Here is a 22,589-nt window from a genome sequence, read left to right as displayed (position 1 = left end):
ACCAGACATAGACTGTACTAATTCAGTAAATTCCCAACACCGACAGGGGAGGTCTAGTGTGTGGATATTTTAAAAAAAATTCAAAGTTATAGGGAAGAAGAAGAAAGCTTAAAGTGGGAAGGTACGTTTGGAGAGTATTTAGATATGCTTAAAGAACGTCCATACCTTGCACAATCAGCTCACTCCCGTGTTTACAATATGATTAAACACTCCGGGATTGAAGAGGAAAGTGGGAAATTTAATTACAAATTCTTTGATAATGAAATTTTTGGATTAGAAGAAGCGATGGAGCGATTGGTAGAGGAGTACTTCCATCCGGCGGCTAAACGACTAGATGTACGTAAACGAATTTTATTACTGATGGGGCCAGTTAGTGGAGGAAAATCAACCTTAGTTACATTATTAAAGAGAGGATTGGAACGCTTCTCTCATACTGATGAAGGAGCGGTCTATGCTATTAAAGGGTGTCCAATGCATGAGGATCCTTTGCACCTCATACCTCATCATCTGCGTGAGGATTTTGCGGATGATTATGGCATCCGTGTTGAAGGCAATCTTTCTCCATTAAATATGATGCGTCTGGAAAAGGAATATGGAGGACGTATTGAGGATATGAGAGTAGAGCGTATTTTCTTCTCTGAAGATAAGCGAGTTGGGGTAGGAACGTTCAGCCCATCAGATCCAAAATCTCAAGATATTGCGGATTTAACAGGTTCCATTGACTTTTCTACCATTGCTGAATATGGATCAGAATCTGACCCTCGTGCTTATCGATTCGATGGGGAATTAAATAAAGCAAATCGAGGTATCATGGAGTTTCAAGAAATGCTGAAGTGTGATGAGAAGTTCCTATGGCATTTGCTTTCCCTAACACAGGAAGGAAATTTTAAAGCAGGAAGGTTTGCGTTAATTTCTGCTGATGAAATGATCATTGCGCATACAAACGAATCGGAGTATCGTTCCTTCATTTCAAATAAGAAAAATGAGGCACTCCACTCGCGGATGATTGTAATGCCAGTTCCATATAACCTAAAAGTCTCCCAGGAAGAACGCATCTATGAAAAAATGATTCGTCAAAGTGACATTAAAGATGTTCACATTGCCCCTCACACATTAAAGGTGGCAGCGATGTTCACGATTTTAACAAGATTAAAAGATTCTACTAAAAACAATGTGGATTTACTGAAGAAGATGCGCTTATATGATGGGGAAACAGTAGAAGGCTTTAGTGATGTTGATGTGGAAGAACTGAAGAGTGAACATCATGATGAAGGTATGAGTGGAATCGACCCACGTTATGTCATTAACCGTATTTCTTCTACCATTATTAAGAAAGAAATGACATCAATCAATGCTTTGGACGTTCTTCGTTCCTTAAAGGATGGATTGAGTAGTCATGCTTCTATTTCAAAGGATGATCGAGAGCGTTATCTAAATTTCATTTCTACAGCTCGAAAAGAATACGATGAACTTGCTAAGAAAGAAGTACAGAAGGCATTTGTATATTCTTATGAAGAATCAGCGAAGACGCTTATGGATAACTATTTAGACAATGTAGAAGCTTATTGTAATAAGGCAAAGCTTCGTGATCCATTGACGGGAGAAGAATTAAATCCAGACGAAAAGCTTATGCGTTCTATTGAAGAACAAATAGGTATTTCTGAGAATGCGAAGAAAGCATTCCGTGAAGAAATTTTAATTCGAATTTCTGCTTATGCTCGTAAAGGTAAGAAGTTTGATTACTCTTCTCACGAACGTTTAAGAGAAGCAATCCAAAAGAAATTATTTGCTGACTTAAAAGATGTTGTGAAAATTACAACATCAACTAAGACCCCTGATGAGCAACAACTGAAAAAAGTTAATGAAGTAATAGCCACCTTGATAGATGAATATGGCTATAACTCTTCTTCAGCAAATGAATTGTTACGCTATGTAGGTAGTCTTTTAAATCGATAATAGGTAACGCTTTTCCTGTTATTGCAGAAAGCTAGTAACAAAATTATAAATTTAAGTTTAGGAGCACCCCAATTCTATGTGATTGGGGTGCTTGTTTGTGTGTGTACAGTATTAGCAGGGGAGAGAGGTTATTCAGGATACAAGGCATAATCTTGTAGACTTGAAGGTGAGATAAATTTGGTGCACAGAAAGAGCGATGTTTCCGTAGATTTAGTTAGAATAAAGTTGTTCCACGGCCACCTTTGCTGTTGTTTGGGAGAAATGGAATATAAGCTTTTATTTTTAGTGAAAACCCTCTTTGGGTAGATCTTATGGACAAATAAAACTTTATTTTTTACAAACAGTGTCCTTTCGGCAGACATACAACATTTGGCCGTGGGTCCGATAGCTGGGGGTGAAGGGGAACTACGAGACTCCCGCGGGAGAAAGAGGTTGGTGAGACCCGGGAGGGAGCAAAGCGACTGAGAAGGCTCACCAGCTCGCCTGCAGGAAAGCGAGTGTTTCACCGTAACCCCCCTTCCACGTTTCAAGTATCGGACCCATCACCTCTTGAATATATCTCGAATCCAAGTCTTCAAGATAATGGGGCTTTTTATGGAATAAGAAGAGAAGTAAAGTTGAAAAAATCGAATAATAATAATTATTATTTTCGTGTTTTTTTAAATGAATGTGTGATGAAACCTTCTACTACTATGCTATAATGAACCCAATTCGTGATTAAATAAAGAACAAACCATAAAGGTGTGTTAGCGTTGAGCAAAGAATATTATGCGATAATCGATATAGGTTCAAATACAGTTCGACTTGTCATTTATCTTCGTGAGAAAAGTGGACGTTTTCAAGAAATAGAGAACGTAAAAGCTGTTGCACGACTTCGAAATTACTTAGAGGAAACAAACGTTTTAAATCAAGATGGTATCGAAGTATTATTAAAGATACTAAAAAGCTTCAAAGAGGTTACAGACACATACGATCTTAATCAAATTATATGTGTAGCGACTGCTACCATTCGACAGGCGGAGAATCAACAAGAGATTATTTCAGAAGTAGAACAGAGAATCGGCTATAACATCCAAACGCTTTCAGAAGAAGAAGAGGCGTATTATGGGTATCTAGCTGTTGTAAATTCAACCGCTATTGAAGAAGGAATTACAGTAGATATAGGAGGAGGAAGTACGGAAATTACGTACTTTGAAAATCGTGAAATTAAGCACTCCCACAGTTTTCCGTTCGGAGCACTAACATTAAAGCAAATGTTTGTGAAAAATGATGTACCATCGGAAAAGGAAATGCATAAGGTAAGAGATTACCTGCGCGAACAGTTTAATTCGCTACCATGGTTAAAATCTTGCAATGTGCCATTAATCGGAATTGGTGGAAGTGCGCGAAATATGGTTCAAGTGGATCAAGCTCTAAAGAGTTATCCTCTTGCTGGCTTACACCAGTATCGCATGTATGAAAATGATATGGCGTTTATAAAAAATTATCTGCTAACCTTATCATTTAAAAAGTTGCAAAAGGTGGAAGGACTTACAAAAGATCGTGCTGATATTATCCTTCCTGCTATTGAAGTCTTTCATTCTTTATATGAATACGTGGATTCCTCATCATTTATTTTAAGCCGTAAAGGTCTACGAGATGGCATTTTTTATGAGCAATTAACGCATGATTTTGGGATATCTGTTTTCCCAAACGTTATCGAGGAAAGCTTCAATGAGCTTGCTGTTGATTTTGATATTGATTATAAACATGTTCATCAAGTTACAGATATTGCTCTTAAGCTATTTGAGGAATTTAGAATGCAGGGGGTAGGACATGTAACCAAGGCGGATGTTGGTTTATTAAAAAGAGGAGCTTTTGTATTTAATTTAGGCGAATACATTGATTCAGAGTCTTCTTCTCAGCACACTTTTTATTTGTTAGCTAACCGAACCATAGATGGATTATTACATCAGGAACGTCTGAAAATTGCTTTAATTGCATCTTATAAAAGTAAGCCTATCTTCAAACAATACTTATCACCATATAAACATTGGTTTGTGAAAGAAGAACAGAAGAAATTAAGAACATTAGGGGCTATGATTAAACTCGCTTTCAGCTTTGATTCTACAAGAAGAAGTATTGTAGATGATTTGGATATAGATATTCAGGATGAGGATATAAATATCACTGCATACTGCAACCAAGAATCAATGCCTGAAGAATATCAGGTAGAGAAACAAAAGAAGCACTTAGAGAAAGCATTGAAGAAGAAAATTAATGTTGTCTTCCAACCTCATGAATAAATAGAGTGTGTTAAAAGTTAAAATAAAATCATCTACAACAAACATTCTGGTACACGCTTAAACCAGAATGTTTTTGTGTCAAAAGTGAGTATCGGTGTGGTTTTATAGCATAACCAGTATCAGAAAACAGTATAAAGGGTATAGTTAAAAAGTAACTTTCAAGGTGTTTTCTAAACGCAAAAATCAGACCGGATTTTCTATGCTTAACATTGGGTTTAAATAATTTTAATCTTGTCTTTACATTCGCATTGTACGATATAGTTGATGCAATATGTCTCTGACTATAGGAAAGGGTGAGGAGGAACCATATGAATCAAGTAACTGATTTAGGAAACCCTCAATTTTATAATAACCGAGAATTAAGCTGGCTAGCATTTAATGAACGAGTTCTTCAAGAAGCTTTAGATAAACGCAACCCTTTATTGGAAAGATGTAAATTCTTAGCCATTTTTAGTTCCAATCTAGATGAATTTTTCATGGTTCGTGTGGCAGGATTAAAAGACCAAGTGAAAGCTGGATTCAATAAACCAGAAAACAAGGCTGGCTTAACACCTAAAGAACAACTAGTAAAGATCTCCGAAAAAAACCATAAGCTTGTTGATATGCAATACTCAACGTATCAACATGTGCTGATACCAATGCTCGAGAAAGAAAATGTCTTCTTTGTATCAATTGACGATTTAAATGAAGAAGAACAGAATCTAATGGAGCATTATTTTGATGAGCAAATCTTCCCTGTTTTAACACCTATGGCTGTCGATGCATATAGACCTTTCCCTATGCTACTCAACAAAAGTATCAACTTAGCTGTAGTGTTAGAAGATGAATATGATGAATTTGAAAGTGAGATCAAAACAGCTATTGTCCAAGTTCCAGCTGTGTTGGATCGTTTTATTGAAATTGAAAATGAAGACAATGATGATAAGAAACGCTTCATTATGCTTGAAGATGTCATCAGTTACTATATACAAAAGATGTTTAAAGGCTATAAGGTAAAGTCTGTGACTGAATTCAGAATTACTAGAAATGCTGATATGACGATTCATGAAGAAGGAGCTAGAGACCTTCTTAAAGAAATTGAAAAAGAGTTAAAGAAACGTAAGTGGGGAGCGGCGGTTCGCTTAGAAATTAAACGAAATCAGTTTGATCCACAAGTGCTTGAGTTTTTATTAAATGTATTAGAAATTCATCGCAAAGATGTGTATGAGGTCGAAGGTCCATTAGATCTAACGTATCTGTTCAAATTCCATAAAGAGTTAGAATCATATCGAGAAAACTTGGTCTATGAAGGGCTAATTCCTCAGCCACCTAAAGATTTAGGTTCTGAAGAAGAATTGTTTGATATTGCTTCTGAACGCGATATATTCTTGCACCACCCTTATGAGGCATTTCAGCCAGTATTAGATTTTGTTTCGGAAGCAGCTGATGACCCTGATGTGCTTGCAATTAAACAAACGCTTTATCGAGTGAGTGGGGATTCACCTGTAATAGATGGGTTAAAACGCGCAGCTGAGAGCGGAAAGCAAGTAACTGTACTTGTCGAATTAAAGGCTCGCTTTGATGAAGAGAATAACGTACAATGGGCAAAAGAGCTTGAAAAAGCTGGATGTCATGTAATATATGGTATGAACTACTTGAAAACACACAGTAAAATTACACTTGTTGTGCGTAGAAAGAAACATCAAATCCAACGCTTTGTTCACCTTGGAACAGGTAACTATAATGATCAGACCGCCAAACTATATACTGATATGGGGATTATTACGTCAGATCGTAAGTTTGGTATAGATGGAACAAATTTCTTTAACTATTTAAGTGGATACACGGAGAAACCATCCTATCATCATATCTCTATGGCGCCTTTTGATATTAAGAAGGATTTCTTGAAATATATGGATGAAGAAATAGAAAATCATCGTCTGTACGGCAATGGTAAAATCATTGCCAAAATGAATTCTCTTACGGACAAAGACCTTATTATGAAAATGTATGAATGTTCTTGTGCAGGAGTACAGATTGATTTAATTGTACGTGGTATCTGTTGCTTACGTCCTGGAATTGAAGATGTTAGTGAAAATATTAGAGTGAGAAGCATCGTAGGGAGATTTTTGGAGCATAGTAGGATTTATTACTTTTATAGTAATGGTGAAGATAAAATGTTCCTTTCTTCCGCTGATATGATGACGAGAAATATGGAAAAAAGGGTAGAATTACTATTCCCTATTTACGATATCCATGTGAAAGATCGCTTGTATAATATCCTTCAAATTATGTTATCTGACAACATGAAAGCAAGGGTTCAAGATGATCATGGAAACTATCACTACGTTAAAAAACCAGAAGATGAAAAAGAAATTGATAGTCAAATGGACCTTTTTGGTATGGCTTATACCGTGAAAGAAGACGAAGAATAAAGAACACACATGAGGGGGAGAGTACAAATATACAAATTCTGTATATTTGTACTCTTTTTACTACCGTTACCTTTATAAGGATACACAACAACCTTTAATTTTAACAATATTCATGAAAAGTCGTGCTTTTCTATCACATATTTCTAAATTTTTGTTTTTTCTTTTAAAAAACTAGGGTAAAGTAGTTGAAGAGTGAAACGGAAAAAAATTATAATAGAAGATGAGTTTGCAAACGGTTACTTCAAAGAAAGCGAACTTCTATTGGGGGTAGTAAACGTGTCGAATAAGATTAGCGGTTCCAATACTAATATTTGGGAACAATTTCATGGCCCCAACATGGGGTACATTGAAGAGCAGTACGATTTATACTTAGACGATCCAACTAGGGTCGATGCATCATTAAAAGAGGTTTTTGATAAATATGGTGCTCCAGATTGGATGCAAGGTCAAGGTGGTCAAGCTGTAGAGCAAGGGGCATCCTCTGGAGATATTAAAAAGGTTACCTCAGCTATGAAATTGGTTGAGGCTATTCGTCGTAATGGGCATTTAGAAGCCAATATTTACGCTGTTCCACCTCAGGAGGAAAGGTATTCTCCACTACTTGATTCAAAAACTTACGGCTTGTCTGAGAAGGATTTGGAATCAATACCAGCTACTTGGATATGGGAAGAGGCCCCAAACCATGTTCATAATGGGAAGCAGGTCATTCAAGAGCTGAAAAAGTACTATGCTGGTAATATCTCATTTGAAGTGGATCATGTTCATAACGATGAAGAGCACAACTGGATACAACATAAAATTGAAACTGGTGCTTACCAAGTATCTTTAGATAATGACAGAAAGAAGGAACTATTAAATCAATTAACCGAAGTGGAAGGTTTTGAGCATTTTCTAGCAAAGACATTTGTTGCACAGAAGCGTTTCTCCATTGAAGGATTAGACGTAATGGTTCCAATGCTTGATTATATGGTCCGTGCTTCGTCTGAAGATAAGATGAATGACATTATGATGGGGATGGCGCACCGTGGCCGACTAAATGTATTAGCCCATATCCTAGGGAAACCTTATGAAAAGATTTTCTCTGAATTCCACCATGCTCCAAATAAAGAACTTGTGCCTTCAGAAGGTTCAATGGGAATTAACTATGGTTGGACTGGAGATGTAAAATATCACTTTGGTGCTAGTCGTGATGTTAAGAATAGTCATGAAGAACGTTCTACGAGGGTGACACTAGCCCACAATCCATCTCACTTGGAGTTTGTTAATCCAGTTGTGGAAGGATTTACTCGTGCTGCACAAGACGACCGAAGTGAGCGCGGGGATGTTTCACAGGATACAGGTAAAGCTTTTTCCATTTTGATTCACGGAGATGCTGCATTTCCAGGTGAAGGTGTCGTAGCGGAAACGTTAAATATGAGTGATTTACCAGGCTATCGCGCTGGTGGTTCCATTCATATTATAGCGAATAATTTACTAGGCTTTACAACGGGTCAAAAGGAAGGGCGTTCTACTCGTTATGCTAGTGACCTTGCCAAGGGATATGAAATTCCGATTATTCACGTTAATGCAGATGATCCTGAAGCTTGCTTGTCAGCTGTACAATTGGCCTATGAATATCGTCAGAAATTCCATAAGGATTTCTTAATAGATCTTGTCGGGTATCGTCGTTATGGACATAATGAGATGGATGAGCCACGTGGAACACAGCCTTATTTATATCAACGCATTGATCAGCAGCCTACTGTAGCTACTCGATATGCTCAACATCTTCAAGAAGAAGGAACCATCAGCGAAGGTGAATTTGATCAAGTGAAAGAAACGATTGATCAGAAGCTAAAAGATATTTATGAAAACATGAAAGAAAATGAAACGGGTGAGCGGGATGTTAAGAAGCTTCCTGAAGCAGTAGAAAGTAAGCTTGAGGATATTGAAACAGCCGTACCGTTAGACCAACTAAAAGAATTAAATAAAGGATTACTTCAGCGCCCGGATAACTTTAATGTATTCCGTAAGCTTGAGAAAATTTTACAACGGCGTGAAAATGCTCTAGAAGAAGGTAATAAAGTGGATTGGGCACTTGGGGAATCACTGGCATTTGCTTCTATTCTTGCAGATGGAAAACCAATTCGCATGACTGGACAAGATAGCCAACGTGGTACATTTGCTCATCGCCATTTAGTGTTGCATGATGTGGAAGATGGTTCGACATATTGTCCTATGCATGGCTTAGAACAAGCTCAAGCTTCGTTCTCAATTCATAATAGTCCTCTTAATGAAACAGGTGTGTTAGGCTTTGAATATGGATATAGTGTCCAGGCACCGGAAGCACTTGTTATTTGGGAAGCCCAATATGGTGACTTTGCAAATGCTGGCCAAGTTATAATAGATCAGTTCATTTCAGCGGGACGTGCAAAATGGGGAGAAAAGTCGAGCTTGGTGATGTTGCTTCCTCATGGATATGAAGGTCAAGGACCAGAGCACTCCAGTGCACGATTAGAGCGTTTCTTAACACTAAGCGCTGAGCATAACTGGACTGTTGCTAATGTTACTTCTGCAGCGCAATACTTTCATTTACTACGTCGTCAAGCTGAAATCGGAGACCGCGATGAAGCTCGTCCACTTGTATTAATGTCTCCAAAGAGCTTAATACGAAATCAGCGAGTTGCTTCTGATGGTAAATTATTAAGCGAGGGTAAGTTTGAACCGTTGCTTGAACAACCTGGACTTGGAAAGAATGAAGAACAAGTGACTCGTATTGTAATTGGTAGCGGAAAGATTATGGTTGATATAGAAGAGGCAATTGATGAAGCGAAAGACAATAATTGGGATTGGCTACACGTACTACGTGCAGAACAAATCTATCCATTCCCTGATCGTCAGCTACAAGAAACGTTAGAGCGTTATCCTAATGTGAAAGAAATTGTTTGGGTCCAAGAAGAACCAAGAAATATGGGTAGTTGGGATTTCGTGAAAGAAATTCTTTATGAACTAATTGGAGATGACCAAGAACTAAGTTACAGTGGTCGTCCTCATCGATCTTCTCCAGCCGTAGGAGAACCGAACATCCACAAAACAGAGCAAAATAGAATCATTCATGAAGCGTTGAAGCTAAACAAAGGAGGAGATACCAATGAAGGAAATTAAAGTACCAGAGCTTGCTGAATCTATCACAGAAGGAACTATCTCAGAATGGCTTGTAAAAGAAGGGGACTCCGTTCAAAAAGGGGATCCAATTCTGGAATTAGAAACAGATAAAGTAAATATAGAGGTGAACTCTGATTATACAGGTGTTCTTGCTGAAGTGCTTAAGCAAGAAGGGGAAGATGTAGAAGTTGGAGATACGATCGCGAAGGTAGATGAAAACGGTGAAGCTGGTAGCTCCTCCGAAGAGAAACAAGAAGAAAGTTCAGAACAAGCATCAAATAATGAAAATGAAAGTCAAAACCAAGCAGAAGAACAACCATCTTCTGAACAGAAGCAGGAAGAAACAAAAGCTGCTGATCAACAACATGAGAAAAAGGATCCTAATAAAGAAGTAGTAGCTTCTCCTGCTACTCGTAAGAGAGCCCGTGAATTAGGGATTGACTTAAATAACATTCATTCTAATGATCCATTAGGTCGTATTCGTCCGGAAGACGTTGAAGCGGCAGCAAAACAAAAAGAAGAAAAGCCAAAGAATGATAAGAAAGCTGACAAAAAACCTGATAAGAAATCAGAGAAAACCGAGTTTGATAAGCCTGTTGAGCGTGAGAAAATGTCTCGCCGCCGTCAAACGATCTCTAAACGTCTGGTAGAAGCACAGCAAACAGCTGCTATGCTTACAACGTTTAATGAAGTAGATATGACAGCGATTATGGAGCTTCGTAAAGAACGAAAAGATCAATTCCAAGAAAAGCATGATGTGAAACTTGGTTTCATGTCCTTCTTTACAAAAGCTGTTGTCGGTGCCTTGAAAGAATTCCCGTTACTAAATGCGGAAATTCAAGGCGACGAAATAGTGAAGAAGCAGTTCTATGATATCGGTATGGCCGTTTCCACTGACGAAGGATTAGTTGTACCAGTTGTTCGTGATGCAGACCGTCTAGGTTTCGCAGGAATTGAAAAAGAAATTGGTCGTCTTGGCAAAAAAGCTCAGAAAAAAGAACTATCTCTAGACGAGCTTCAAGGTGGTTCCTTTACCATTACAAATGGTGGTATTTTTGGATCAATGCTTTCTACACCAATCTTGAACACACCTCAAGTTGGTATCCTAGGAATGCACAGCATCCAGAAACGCGCCATGGTTATGCCAGATGATTCAATCGAAGTTCGTCCAATGATGTATATCGCTTTATCTTACGATCACCGTATCGTAGACGGTAAAGAAGCGGTACAATTCCTTGTACGTTTGAAAGAAATGCTAGAAGATCCTTATAATCTTCTTCTCGAAGGTTAATATCATAGGATACAGAGAGGATGTCCAATCAATGGACATCCTCTTTTTTATGAAGTATTCTCCTCTATTTAAACAATACTTGCCAATTGGTAATTTTCACTCACTAGATAGTTTCAAAAATCTAATCCCAGCATGGTATATGATGTCATATTCCAAATAAGAGGCATAATTTTGAAGACTCAGAAACGGAAACATAGCAAGGTGGTGTGTGGGGACTATATATTTCACGCTTTGGAGAACAGCCAAGAACCAAACGAATGCAAAGATAGGCCTGGAAATGGTGAGACTCCCGCGGAAAAACAGATGTGTCGAGCCCCACAGGGCCACGTTTTGGCAAGAAGAGACGAATCGATCCAGATGAAGTTCGACTAAGACCGTCACATCGTGTGACAACGTCGAACGATCCTACATCGTGTAGGACCGCAGGAAAGCGAGCTATTTCCAGGCCCATCTTTTCTCTAAATAATACAACGGAAACATTTCTCTTACCCAGATTATCTCGAATCCAAGTCTTCAAGATAATGGGGCTTTTATGTAATAACTTATGAAGTTTCTTTTCATACGTAAATACATTGATTTTTACAATAGGGAAGATGTAACATAAGTTACATGAAACGTTTTGGTGTATAAAACGTATATATCTAACAAGACACAACATTCAAGGAGTAGCTCCCAATGAATATGTTTATTGAATATTTGTTGGATCTGGACCTAGTGAATGATCCGTTGCTGTATTCATTTTATGTCAGCATGTTCTTATCACTAGCATTAAATCGGGTTTGGGCATCGTTTGTAAGTGATGCATCAGCATGGCTTACAAAAGGATGGGGAGTAGAAGAACGTGATTCATTTACTTTTGACTCTCTGCAAACCAACATAGGATCTACAAACCACATTATTAATTGGATTCAAAAAACCATTAAGAAGCAAGAAGGTTCACCGGACGAAGACCATAGCCTCATTATTCAAACCATAACAACGTAATTGAATAATGAGGAGGAAATAATAAATGAAAAGAACAATGCAACTGATCATGCTATTTCTAGTATCTACCCTCTTTTTAGCAGGATGTTCTGCAAAATCTGGTGGTGGGGATGGATTCTTTAATGAATTTTTTGTACAACCATTTTCGATAGCTATCCAATCATTAGCAGAATGGTTTAGTGGTAGCTACGGTGTTGCAATCATCGTGGTAACGTTGATTATACGCCTTATTCTTATGCCGTCGATGCTCAATATGTATAAAAAGCAACAGTCCATGAAAACAAAAATGGCAGCTATTAAACCAGAAATAGATGATGTACAAAATAGGTTAAAAGAAGCTACTTCTCAGGAAGATAAGCAACAATTACAGAAAGAGATGATGTACCTTTACCAAAAGCATGGGGTGAATCCGCTTAACATGGGTTGCCTTCCATTGTTGCTACAAATGCCAGTATTGATGGGGTTCTATTACGCAATACGTAGTTCTGAAGAAATTGCTACGCATTCCTTTATGTGGTTCGACCTAGGTCAACCAGATATAAGCATGGCGATTATCGCAGGAATTCTATATTATATACAATATAAAGTATCCCTTATTGGAGTACCAGACGCACAGAAGAAACAAATGAAAATAATGGGATTATTATCTCCTGTTATGATTCTAGTCATTTCTTTAACTGCACCAGCAGCCTTGCCCCTGTATTGGGCAGTAGGAGGATTGTTCTTGATTCTTCAAACTTGGTTAGGAAGAAAATTATATTCACAGTCTAAAGAAGAAGCTTCTTAATTTACAATCACTTTTCAATTTGGCTAAGTGGTTCTTCATGAATATAACTATAAAGAAAAACTCTGAGATTATTTTTGTAGTCTTAGGGTTTTTTTATTTTTACGGAAACTCAATTAGACCTAACATTACGGATATCATAATGCATGCAAGAATAGGATAAAAAAAGAGAAATACATTTATAGAATAAATTATCAGAATTTTTAATCAAAATGACAATCACTGCATAGTATAAGAGTAAACAATATGAAGGAGGGGTAAGGATGAGTCGTTCTAAAAGTTTTGTGATTTCTGAAGAAAACTGGTCCCTCCATAGAAAGGGTTACGATGACCAACAACGCCACCAAGAAAAAGTACAAGATGCAATTAAAAACCAACTTCCGGACCTGATTTCTGAAGAAAGTATTATTATGTCGAATGGTAAAGATGTCGTGAAAATTCCGATTCGTTCGTTGGATGAATATAAGATTAGATATAACTATGATAAAAACAAACATGTAGGTCAGGGGAAAGGTGATAGTCAAGTAGGGGATGTAATTGCGAAAGACGGTTCTCCTAAAAAGGCAGCAGGGAAAGGTGATAAAGCAGGTGATAAAGCAGGTGAAGATTATTATGAAGCAGAGGTATCACTTGCAGAATTAGAAGAAGTACTATTTACTCAACTTGAACTCCCTAATCTACAAGAAAAAGAAAAAGACAATATCGTTACAACAGATGTAGAGTTTAATGATATTCGAAAAACAGGGTTACAAGGAAACATTGACAAAAAACGAACGATGCTAGAAGCATTTAAACGGAATGCGATGTCAGGTGAGTCTACGTTTAATCCTATTTATCCTGAAGATGTTCGTTACAAAACATGGAATGATGTTGTTAAGCCTGAATCGAAGGCTGTGGTGTTGGCGATGATGGATACCTCAGGTTCTATGGGGGTATGGGAAAAGTATATGAGTCGTAGCTTTTTCTTTTGGATGACCAGATTCTTGAGAACGAAGTACGAAACAGTAGATATTGAGTTTATTGCACATCATACAGAGGCTAAGGTTGTTTCAGAGGATGATTTCTTTTCAAAAGGTGAAAGTGGAGGAACTATTTGTTCATCAGCATATAAAAAAGCGTTAGATCTAATTGAAGAGAAATACCATCCTGATCGATATAACATTTATCCATTCCATTTTTCAGATGGTGACAATTTAACTTCGGATAACAAGCGTTGCTTAAAATATGTGAATGACTTGATGGATCTATCGAGTATGTTTGGGTATGGTGAAGTAAACCAGTATAATAGGCACAGTACCCTGATGTCTTCCTATAAAAAAATCGAAGATCCTCGTTTTAGACATTTTGTGCTTCGTAGAAAAGCAGATGTTTTCTACGCCATGAAGCATTTCTTCCAAGAAAATGAAGAAGCGATAGTTGCAAAATAAATACAATTCGCTAAGGCCTTCTCATAATATGAGAGGGCTTATTTTTTTGTGATTAAAATGAATGAATAAACAGAGATTATATTTTGAAAAAAATAGTTAAATTTTATCGAAATTTGTAGAAAAGTAATATTTTTGTAAAGAAATGATTGACTAGTAGTTAAATATTAGGATACTATATAAAAGAAATATCAGAAAATTACCAAATTTGCTAAAAATACTAATTTTCAGAGGTGTACATATGAATCACTTTCAACAATCGCAAGGGAAAGCCCCTTTGCTCGAAGTGAAAAATCTGGAAACAGCTTTTGGGATTGATGGAAAGGATTATAATGCGGTCGATCGAGTAACATTTCATGTGGAACCTGGTAAAGTGATTGGGGTTGTAGGTGAATCGGGATGTGGTAAAAGTGTTATGTCGTTATCGATTATGGGATTGCTTCCCAAAGGAATAGGTAAGGTAAATGCAGGGGAAATCAAATTTAAAGGTCGTAACTTAGAGAACTTAAATGATAACGAAATGAATAAAATACGTGGGAAAGATATAGCAATGATCTTTCAGGAGCCTATGACGTCATTGAATCCAGTGTTCACCATAGGTTATCAATTAGAAGAAGTGCTACATAACCATTTTAAAATCTCAAAAAAAGAAGCTAGGCAAAAAGTGGTACAACTACTAACAGCTGTGGGAATCTCTAGACCAGAGAAGGTTGTGTATGAATATCCGCATCAACTATCTGGGGGTATGAGGCAAAGAGTGATGATCGCTATGGCCATAGCTTGTCAACCCCAGCTTCTTATTGCAGATGAGCCAACTACAGCGCTAGATGTAACTGTTCAAGCTCAAATACTGGAGCTGCTAAAGGATATTCAACGGAAAAATAACATGTCCATTATTCTCATTACCCATGACTTAGGAGTTGTTTCTGAATCATGTGATGAGGTTATCGTAATGTATGCCGGACGTATTGTAGAAAAAACAGATGTAAGAAGATTATTTAAGGAGCCGAAGCATCCCTATACTGAATTGCTAATGGGGTCAATACCAAGAATGGATGTAGAAACGGATCAGTTAGCCACAATTGATGGAATGGTACCTTCACTAAAAAACATGCCACATGTTGGGTGTCGGTTTGCCAATCGTTGTCCAAAGGCTATGAAAGAATGTACAGAGGTAACACCTGAGCTTAAAGAAAATGAGTACGGTCATGAAGTAGCTTGCCTCCTCTATGAGACAAGTCGACCTGCAAAAGAGGTGTCACATTGACTATTACCCAAATGAAAACCTTTCAAACTAATAATCTATTAGAAGTTGAAAACTTACAAATGCATTTTCCGGTAAAGGGTGGTTTCTTTCGAAGAACTATTGGAGCAGTTAAGGCTGTAGATGGTGTATCCTTTACCATTCGAAAAGGGGAAACACTTGGTTTAGTAGGAGAATCCGGTTGTGGAAAATCGACAACTGGCCGATCTATCTTACGATTGTTAACACCTACAGGTGGAAAAGTCACTTTTGACAATGAGGACATTACGAATATAAATGGAAAACGACTTAGAGATATACGTCAAGATATTCAAATGGTATTTCAGGATCCATACGCTTCCTTGAATCCAATGCAAATGGTTGGGGATATCGTAAGTGAGCCTATTCATAATTATTATAAGAATAAAAACAAAGATGAGTTAAAGGTTGAAGTGATGGATTTACTAACGCGTGTTGGCCTCCCGGAGGAAGCATATTATAAATATGCTCACGAATTTTCAGGTGGACAGCGTCAACGAATTGGAATAGCTAGAGCTTTAGCGTTAAAGCCTAAATTGATTATTGCCGATGAGCCGGTATCTGCTCTTGATGTATCTGTACAATCTCAGGTACTTAACTTGTTGAATGAACTTCAAGATGAATTTGATTTAACCTATTTGTTTATTGCACACGACTTAAGTGTGGTAAAGCATATGAGTGACCGAATTGGTGTGATGTATTTAGGTAATATCGTAGAGGTAGCAGACAAGCATTCCATTTACGATAATCCATTGCACCCTTACACTCAAGCCTTAATTTCAGCTGTTCCTGATGCTTCTAAAATGGGAGAGAAAAGGGAACGAATCGTCTTACAAGGAGATGTACCAAGTCCTGAAAATCCACCTTCTGGCTGTCCATTTCATACAAGGTGTCCAAAGGCGATGGATCGATGCTCAAGCATCAAACCTGATTTAAAGGAGGTGAAACCAGGTCAGCACGTTGCATGTATTCTTTACGATTAATCATTATTTAAACAATTAACAGGGGGGTTCACTCATGAAGAACAAGAGATTATATTGGCTTTTATCCATGGTGTTAATGCTTTCGTTGTTCCTGGCTGCTTGTAATAGTGGAGATGATACGGAAGCGCAAACAGATTCTGAAGAAGATACAACGGAAGATTCAAGTTCTGATGAAGGTACAGAAACGGAAGAAAACGCTGACGGCGAACCAAAACAAGGTGGAACACTAACATATGCGATTGACTCTGAGCCTGAAGGAATTCTAAACGTCCATTATTATGGTACAGCTACAGATTTTGAAATTCTTCAGTTTATGGTTGATCCACTTTTCACATATGATGAAAATTTAGCTCCGGAACCACACTTAGCAAATTGGGAAACAGAAGATAACAAAACGTACACTTTCAAATTTGAAGAAGGTGTTAAGTGGCACAATGGTGATGAGCTAACGGTTAATGACTGGGTCTTTGCTCTAGAAACGTTAGCGGATCCAGATTATGAAGGTCCTCGTTACTCAAATGTTCAAACTATTGAAGGTGCTGAAGCGTATAACAAAGGCGAAGCAGATAGCATCTCTGGTATTGAGGTAATTAATGATTATGAAGTAAAGGTTACATTTGATAAAGCTCGTGTAAACAACTTAATTAACATCTGGAGTTATCCGATGAATGAAAATCGTTGGAAAGATGTACCGGTTTCCGAAATATTAGGACATGAATACACTCGTACGACTCCAATCGGTACTGGTCCATTTAAAATGGGTAAAGTTGTTCCTGGTGAAACCTATGAGTTTATCGCTAACGAAGATTATTTTAAAGGTGCACCGAACTTAGACAAGATTATTGTTAAAGTTATCGATAATAAAGCTGTATCTGGAGCACTTCAAAACGGTGAAGTAGATATGGTTCCTGTACACCCAACATTAGGTGAAGAAGTAGAAAGCATGGAAAACGTTGAACTTGTTACGTATCCTGGTCTATCCTACTACTATGTTGGCTTTAAATTAGGTGTGTTTGATAATGAGAAAAAAGAAATTGTAGAACAAAAAGAAAAATATCAAGACAAAAAATTACGTAAGGCGATGTACCATGCTATTAATCGCCAAGAGTGGATTGATGCATTCTTTAGTGGTTATGGTTCTCCTGTAGATGCACCAGTACCATCAAATCACTGGATTGCAGCTGATGATAGTGACTTACAGCAGTATGAATATGACCCTGAAAAAGCGAAGAGTCTTCTAGACGAAGCAGGATACAAAGATACAAATGATGATGGTTTCCGTGAAGATCCAAATGGTGACGAGTTTGTAGTAAACTTCTCTCACTATTCATCTACAAATCCAACATTTGAAGCACGTGCGAAGGCTCTAACACAGTACTGGAACGACATTGGTCTACAAACAACTCTTGAGATGATTGAAGGTTCCTTGTACTATGACAAGATTGAAAAAGATAGTGACGACATTGAAGTGTTCTACGGTGGATGGAGTACTGGTACAGACCCAGACCCAACAGCGCTTTGGTCTTCAGACGCTCTTTGGAACTACACTCGTTGGAACAACGAAAAGAGTGATGAATTACTAGAAAAAGCGCTTGATGTAGAAGTAGTAGGAACAGATAAAGAAAAACGTCAAGAAATTTATACAGAATGGCAACAACTTGCAAATGAAGAGCTTCCAATGCTTTATATTGCAGAGTTACAAGAACTTCAAGGCATTAACAAGCGTGTCGGTGGCGTGGAATACGATGTTTCTGGAAGTAATCTACCAAACGAATGGTACATTAAAGAATAATAGGTTACTAGCTTGTAACAGATAAGGGGAATGTCCATGTTAAAGTACTCACTTCGACGAATTCTAGGCATGATCCCGATGTTATTCCTTATCTCAGTGGTTGTGTTTTTCCTGGCATTAGCTATGCCAGGAGATTCACTCACTGGTGAAATTGACCCGAATAATACTGACCCAGAATATATTGAACAAATGCGTGAAAAGTTGGGATATAATGACCCAATTTACGTACAGTATGGAAGGTGGATTTCAAATTTTGCACAGGGTGACTTCGGAACCTCAACTAAATATAAAATTCCTGTTGCTGATTTAATTGCTCAACGATTGCCTAACACATTGTTTCTTGGAATTACATCCTTAATCATTACATACATATTTGCCTTTGTAATGGGGATGTATGCAGGGCGAAAACCCTATACAAAACTAGATAACTTTATTGGTGGGTTCAACTACCTTATGTTAGCCATCCCTATATACATTGCAGGTGTGTTCGCCATTTACTTTTTCTCTTTCCATCTAGGTTGGTTTCCATTCTCTGGATCAGTCGATATTGCCACAAATGAGGGGACCCTTGATTGGTGGTTATCGAAGATTTACCATGTGATTTTACCAGCACTAGTGCTTGGAGCGATGGGTACAGCAGCTTACACACAATTTTTACGAAACGATATTATTGATAACAGTCAAAAAGATTATGTTCGTACTGCTAGAGCAAAGGGAACACCAGAGTCACGAATATATAATCACCATATTCTCAGGAACTCTGTCATTCCATTGATCACATTCTTAGGCTTTGACATCGTAACACTGGTGAACGGTGCATTAATTACAGAAACTATTTTCACGTATCCTGGACTAGGGCAACTATTTTTGTCCTCGATGACAACAAACGATTACCCAACGTTAATGACCTTAGCGTTAATGTTTTCATTTCTTGTATTAATCGGAAACCTGATAGCGGATCTTCTTTATGGTGTTGTAGATCCTCGTATCAGACTTGATTAGGAGGTGTGGCTATGGAAGTCGTACACAATAAAAAATCACAAACCCCAAATTCGACAACTAAGCCACAAAAGAGCATGTCTCCTTGGGCAATGGCCCGACGTAAGTTTATGAAGAATAAACTCGCGATGATTAGCTTGTGCTATCTCATTGTCTTAGGAATTCTCTCTTTCCTGGCTCCCTATATCACAACCGCTGATATTTCTCGTGTGAACATTGGTGATATGTCTCTAGCGCCATCAGCGGAACATTGGTTTGGAACAGATACAAGTGGTCGAGATGTCTTTACAAGATTGCTTTATGGTGGACGAGTTTCTTTGTTGGTAGGGATTTCATGTACTACCATTATCTTATTTATTGGAACGTTGATTGGCTCTGTTGCTGGATACTTTGGCGGCATGGTTGATAGTATGTTTATGCGTTTCACAGATTTCATTTTAAACTTTCCGTTTCTTGTGTTTGTTATCGTATTAAATGCTATCTTATTTGGCATTGTGTCTGGGATATGGGTGTTAATTGTAGTGCTTAGTATTCTAGGTTGGGGAGGAGTAGCCCGCCTTGTCAGAAGTAAAATCCTATCTGAAAAAGAGAATGAATATATTCTTGCGTCCATTTCTATTGGTTGTAAGCCAGGAAAAATTATTCTCAAGCACTTATTACCTAACGTACTTACCACAGTGATTGTGCAAGCTACCATTTTGTTTGCTACGATGATTGTAGCTGAATCGGGACTAAGTTATTTAGGATTCGGTGTACCACAAGAAGTACCAAGTTGGGGCAATATGTTAGCTGCCTCTCAACAACCAGAAGTATTACAGAATATGCCATGGATTTGGGTGCCACCAGCATTAGTGCTGATTTTAACCATTCTTTCTATTAACTTTATTGGAGAAGGGGTAAAAGAAGCATTAAATCCTAAATCATATCGATAAGTAAAATCCGCCATATTTTATGGTGGATTTTTTGTAATTACCATTATTTCCTAAATGACATGTGTTTTGGGTTTGGTGGAATATGGTAATATGAAGAGTGAATATACATAAGTGAGGGATATGATGAAAGTTAAAGTAGTTGCGTTTTCAGCTATTAGTCTAGTACTGATTTTTGTATTTGCTTGGTTTCTATCTAATGAGGATAATAGAGGGAATCCGACAGCTCGCGACATAGTAAAGAATAATCAAGATGCAGACATTCTCAAGTTAGATGGACAGGTGTATGGAAATGGGATGGATCTGGAATGGGTTCAAGATAAAGAGTATGAAAAAGGTCAGAAGATTGGGGAAGTGAGAAACAAAACTCAAAATTCATGGTGGTTTCGCGATCGCTATGCTACAAAACTACCGGAAGGGACAGCGTTATACACGACTGGGGAAGAGGAGTATGAAAAAGGAAACCCACCGTTTCATGTACTAGTGGAATACAATAATAAGAAACTAATTTATATAGCATATATCGAGGGGTAATCCTATCTTTTCAATGAAAACTAAGATGTAGGGGTGAACCATTTCTTAATGGTAGCAAGTAATGAGTTTTCCTTTTTCTGTTCTGATCCCTTTTCATCGTGATCTTGCACAAAGATATCTTCTATATCCACAGCATAATCATAAGTCAAGATTGCACCCAAATCAGACTCTGCTTCGTTGTTTGTGACAGCTGTATAGGGGATGTTGTATTTATCAGCTAATGTTTTTTCTTCTTTCATAAAACGAGAAGCAACATGACCATTTAATAATAACTTTGTTCCAGGATGATGTTGCATCGCTTGTTCTAGTTCTTGTAACCCTTTATCTTGCATAAGTTGTCCATTTGTCAGAGCAATGACTACCCGCTCGCGTATCGTTCCTAAGTACCGTTTTCGTTCACTAGCTTTTATCTGCTTTTTTCCGTGAATGCCTTCTTGTAAGATATCGTCTATTTCTTTATTTGCCATAGGTTATTCCTCGCTTTATTGTACTTCTCTCATAAATATATATGATTACATAATACTAAATCAACATATACGAAGTTTATTTTTGAATTAAAATAGGAGCTTGAATAGAAGTGGATATTGAGGAGAAAAAAGGGGCAGAATAGATGGCTCATATGCATGTGCTTCCTTCTTCACATAACACTATTTCCCATTCGCATTCCACCCATTAAACATTTAACTGCCAAGATATAGAAACCTTTTATCAACTCAATTCGCAAAGTATTGAACATACAAGCAACCTTCGTCCCCGGTTGAACAAATGCGCACAGTGTTTGGGGGGATGTATAGACAATCACCTTGTGAGCATACATGGAATTTGCCGTTGATTTCTGCACGAAAGGATCCTTCGATTATATACAGGTAGATAGCTAAATGGGTTTGTTCAAGTGCCTGTGTTGTATTGGGTGCATAACGGTGAACGATTACATATCCGGTTTCATCAGATAATAAATTACGAATTGTTATATCTAATGTACTACCTCTCCCCTTTTTAACATAAGGTTCTTCTAGGAGCGGGGAGTCTGTTTTGTTTGTTAGTTGGTCTTGATGTTCATTTGTAGAAGCTAGAGTACCGTACCATTGCAAAGACGGTTGCGGAGTATTGTGTTCGGTCGTTGTACCAGAGCATTGAGGTTGTGGATGTACATATTGTTGGAGAGGAAGGTGGGGTTGAGCGTTGGCATAATAATATTTAGGTTGGAATACCATCATAAAGGTAGGCTGACATTGATTTAGTTGAGGTGTATCGTACTTGACATGCATCGAAATGCTATGGAAAGTAAACTCTTCTGTTTGGTTGTGTTTGTTCTGTAAATTGTCTTTCCATTCATTTATATCATCTAGTTCTTGAAGAGTTTGTAGGAGTCCTCGAAAAATCTTTTGATACACCTCCTCAGAGTGATGAATACGTTTCGGCTGAAAGAAAGCAATAAAAGATGTGTTTTGTCCATATCTTTTGTAATGAAGTGCATATTTTTTTAATTGATTTGCTAAATGTTCTAGGTCTTTCTTTTTGTAGGTGGAATCGACGAATGCAAATCGATACTGTCTTTGCTTAAAGCCTTCCAGTCCTAACAAACATGGAAAAGGGTTTTGATCGGACAGCATATCTTTCGCGAAGTTTTCAAAGACATCATAACCCCACGTAGGCATTTTTTTAGGTAGGTATGTTTCTGCCAAGTCTCTAATTTTTGTATCCATGTACACATTCCCCCATTATAATGGTCGACTATACATTATATAAATCCCCAGACAAAATTATGATTTATTTCGATTTTGTATA

Annotated in this window: 16 protein-coding genes; 14 read left to right on the top strand and 2 right to left on the bottom strand. The window is 37.7% G+C overall.

The genetic code is table 11. From position 1 onward, the window contains the following. The first annotated feature begins 60 nt into the window (after positions 1-60). The 14 genes from GLW08_RS07110 to GLW08_RS07045 all read left to right on the top strand — a co-directional run bounded on the left by GLW08_RS07110 (position 61) and on the right by GLW08_RS07045 (position 20,801). A complete protein-coding gene (locus GLW08_RS07110) occupies positions 61-1,956 on the top strand; it encodes a PrkA family serine protein kinase (protein ID WP_160847819.1) in 1,896 nt (631 codons plus the stop codon). Positions 1,957-2,708: 752 nt separating this feature from the next. Next, complete coding sequence (gene ppx, locus GLW08_RS07105; protein ID WP_160847818.1) at positions 2,709-4,241, top strand: exopolyphosphatase; 1,533 nt, start codon at positions 2,709-2,711, stop codon at positions 4,239-4,241. A 308-nt stretch (positions 4,242-4,549) separates the two neighbouring features. Beyond that, positions 4,550-6,655, top strand: coding sequence for an RNA degradosome polyphosphate kinase (locus tag GLW08_RS07100; RefSeq protein WP_160847817.1), 2,106 nt, complete (start codon positions 4,550-4,552; stop codon positions 6,653-6,655). Between the two features lie 276 nt (positions 6,656-6,931). Further along, positions 6,932-9,799, top strand: a complete 2,868-nt coding sequence (locus GLW08_RS07095) for a 2-oxoglutarate dehydrogenase E1 component (RefSeq protein WP_160847816.1) — start codon at positions 6,932-6,934, stop codon at positions 9,797-9,799. Further along, a complete protein-coding gene (gene odhB, locus GLW08_RS07090; protein WP_160847815.1) occupies positions 9,786-11,090 on the top strand; it encodes a 2-oxoglutarate dehydrogenase complex dihydrolipoyllysine-residue succinyltransferase in 1,305 nt (434 codons plus the stop codon). The genes GLW08_RS07095 and odhB overlap by 14 nt, the downstream gene beginning before the upstream one ends. Before the next feature lie 675 nt (positions 11,091-11,765). Beyond that, positions 11,766-12,074: a hypothetical protein gene (locus tag GLW08_RS07085; protein WP_160847814.1), complete on the top strand. Its 309-nt coding sequence runs from the start codon at positions 11,766-11,768 to the stop codon at positions 12,072-12,074. A 25-nt stretch (positions 12,075-12,099) separates the two neighbouring features. Then, a complete protein-coding gene (gene yidC, locus GLW08_RS07080; protein WP_160847813.1) occupies positions 12,100-12,861 on the top strand; it encodes a membrane protein insertase YidC in 762 nt (253 codons plus the stop codon). Positions 12,862-13,121: 260 nt separating this feature from the next. Then, complete coding sequence (yhbH, locus tag GLW08_RS07075) at positions 13,122-14,285, top strand: sporulation protein YhbH (protein WP_160847812.1); 1,164 nt, start codon at positions 13,122-13,124, stop codon at positions 14,283-14,285. A 238-nt stretch (positions 14,286-14,523) separates the two neighbouring features. Next, positions 14,524-15,549, top strand: a complete 1,026-nt coding sequence (locus GLW08_RS07070) for an ABC transporter ATP-binding protein (RefSeq protein ID WP_160847811.1) — start codon at positions 14,524-14,526, stop codon at positions 15,547-15,549. An 11-nt stretch (positions 15,550-15,560) separates the two neighbouring features. Next, positions 15,561-16,547, top strand: coding sequence for an ABC transporter ATP-binding protein (locus GLW08_RS07065; RefSeq protein ID WP_160847936.1), 987 nt, complete (start codon positions 15,561-15,563; stop codon positions 16,545-16,547). Between the two features lie 34 nt (positions 16,548-16,581). Continuing rightward, the gene (opp4A, locus tag GLW08_RS07060; RefSeq protein ID WP_160847810.1) at positions 16,582-18,339 is read left to right on the top strand and encodes an oligopeptide ABC transporter substrate-binding protein; all 1,758 of its coding nucleotides are present in this window, start codon (positions 16,582-16,584) and stop codon (positions 18,337-18,339) included. 36 nt (positions 18,340-18,375) lie between these two features. Beyond that, on the top strand, positions 18,376-19,341 hold the full coding sequence (gene opp4B / locus GLW08_RS07055) for an oligopeptide ABC transporter permease (protein ID WP_160847809.1): 966 nt from the start codon (positions 18,376-18,378) through the stop codon (positions 19,339-19,341). 11 nt (positions 19,342-19,352) lie between these two features. Beyond that, positions 19,353-20,270, top strand: coding sequence for an oligopeptide ABC transporter permease (gene opp4C, locus GLW08_RS07050; RefSeq protein WP_160847808.1), 918 nt, complete (start codon positions 19,353-19,355; stop codon positions 20,268-20,270). A 120-nt stretch (positions 20,271-20,390) separates the two neighbouring features. Next, positions 20,391-20,801: a hypothetical protein gene (locus tag GLW08_RS07045; protein ID WP_160847807.1), complete on the top strand. Its 411-nt coding sequence runs from the start codon at positions 20,391-20,393 to the stop codon at positions 20,799-20,801. Between the two features lie 20 nt (positions 20,802-20,821). Here GLW08_RS07045 and GLW08_RS07040 read toward each other — a convergent pair whose 3' ends face one another. Both GLW08_RS07040 and GLW08_RS07035 read right to left on the bottom strand, forming a co-directional pair. Further along, positions 20,822-21,268: a YueI family protein gene (locus tag GLW08_RS07040; RefSeq protein ID WP_160847806.1), complete on the bottom strand. Its 447-nt coding sequence runs from the start codon at positions 21,266-21,268 to the stop codon at positions 20,822-20,824. 246 nt (positions 21,269-21,514) lie between these two features. After that, complete coding sequence (locus GLW08_RS07035; RefSeq protein WP_160847805.1) at positions 21,515-22,507, bottom strand: YqcI/YcgG family protein; 993 nt, start codon at positions 22,505-22,507, stop codon at positions 21,515-21,517. Positions 22,508-22,589 lie beyond the last annotated feature (82 nt).

This window comes from Pontibacillus yanchengensis (assembly GCF_009856295.1).
GTDB lineage: Bacteria > Bacillota > Bacilli > Bacillales > BH030062 > Pontibacillus > Pontibacillus yanchengensis_A.
Note: the sequence above shows the minus strand (reverse complement) of the source record. Positions and strands in the feature narration are given on the sequence as shown.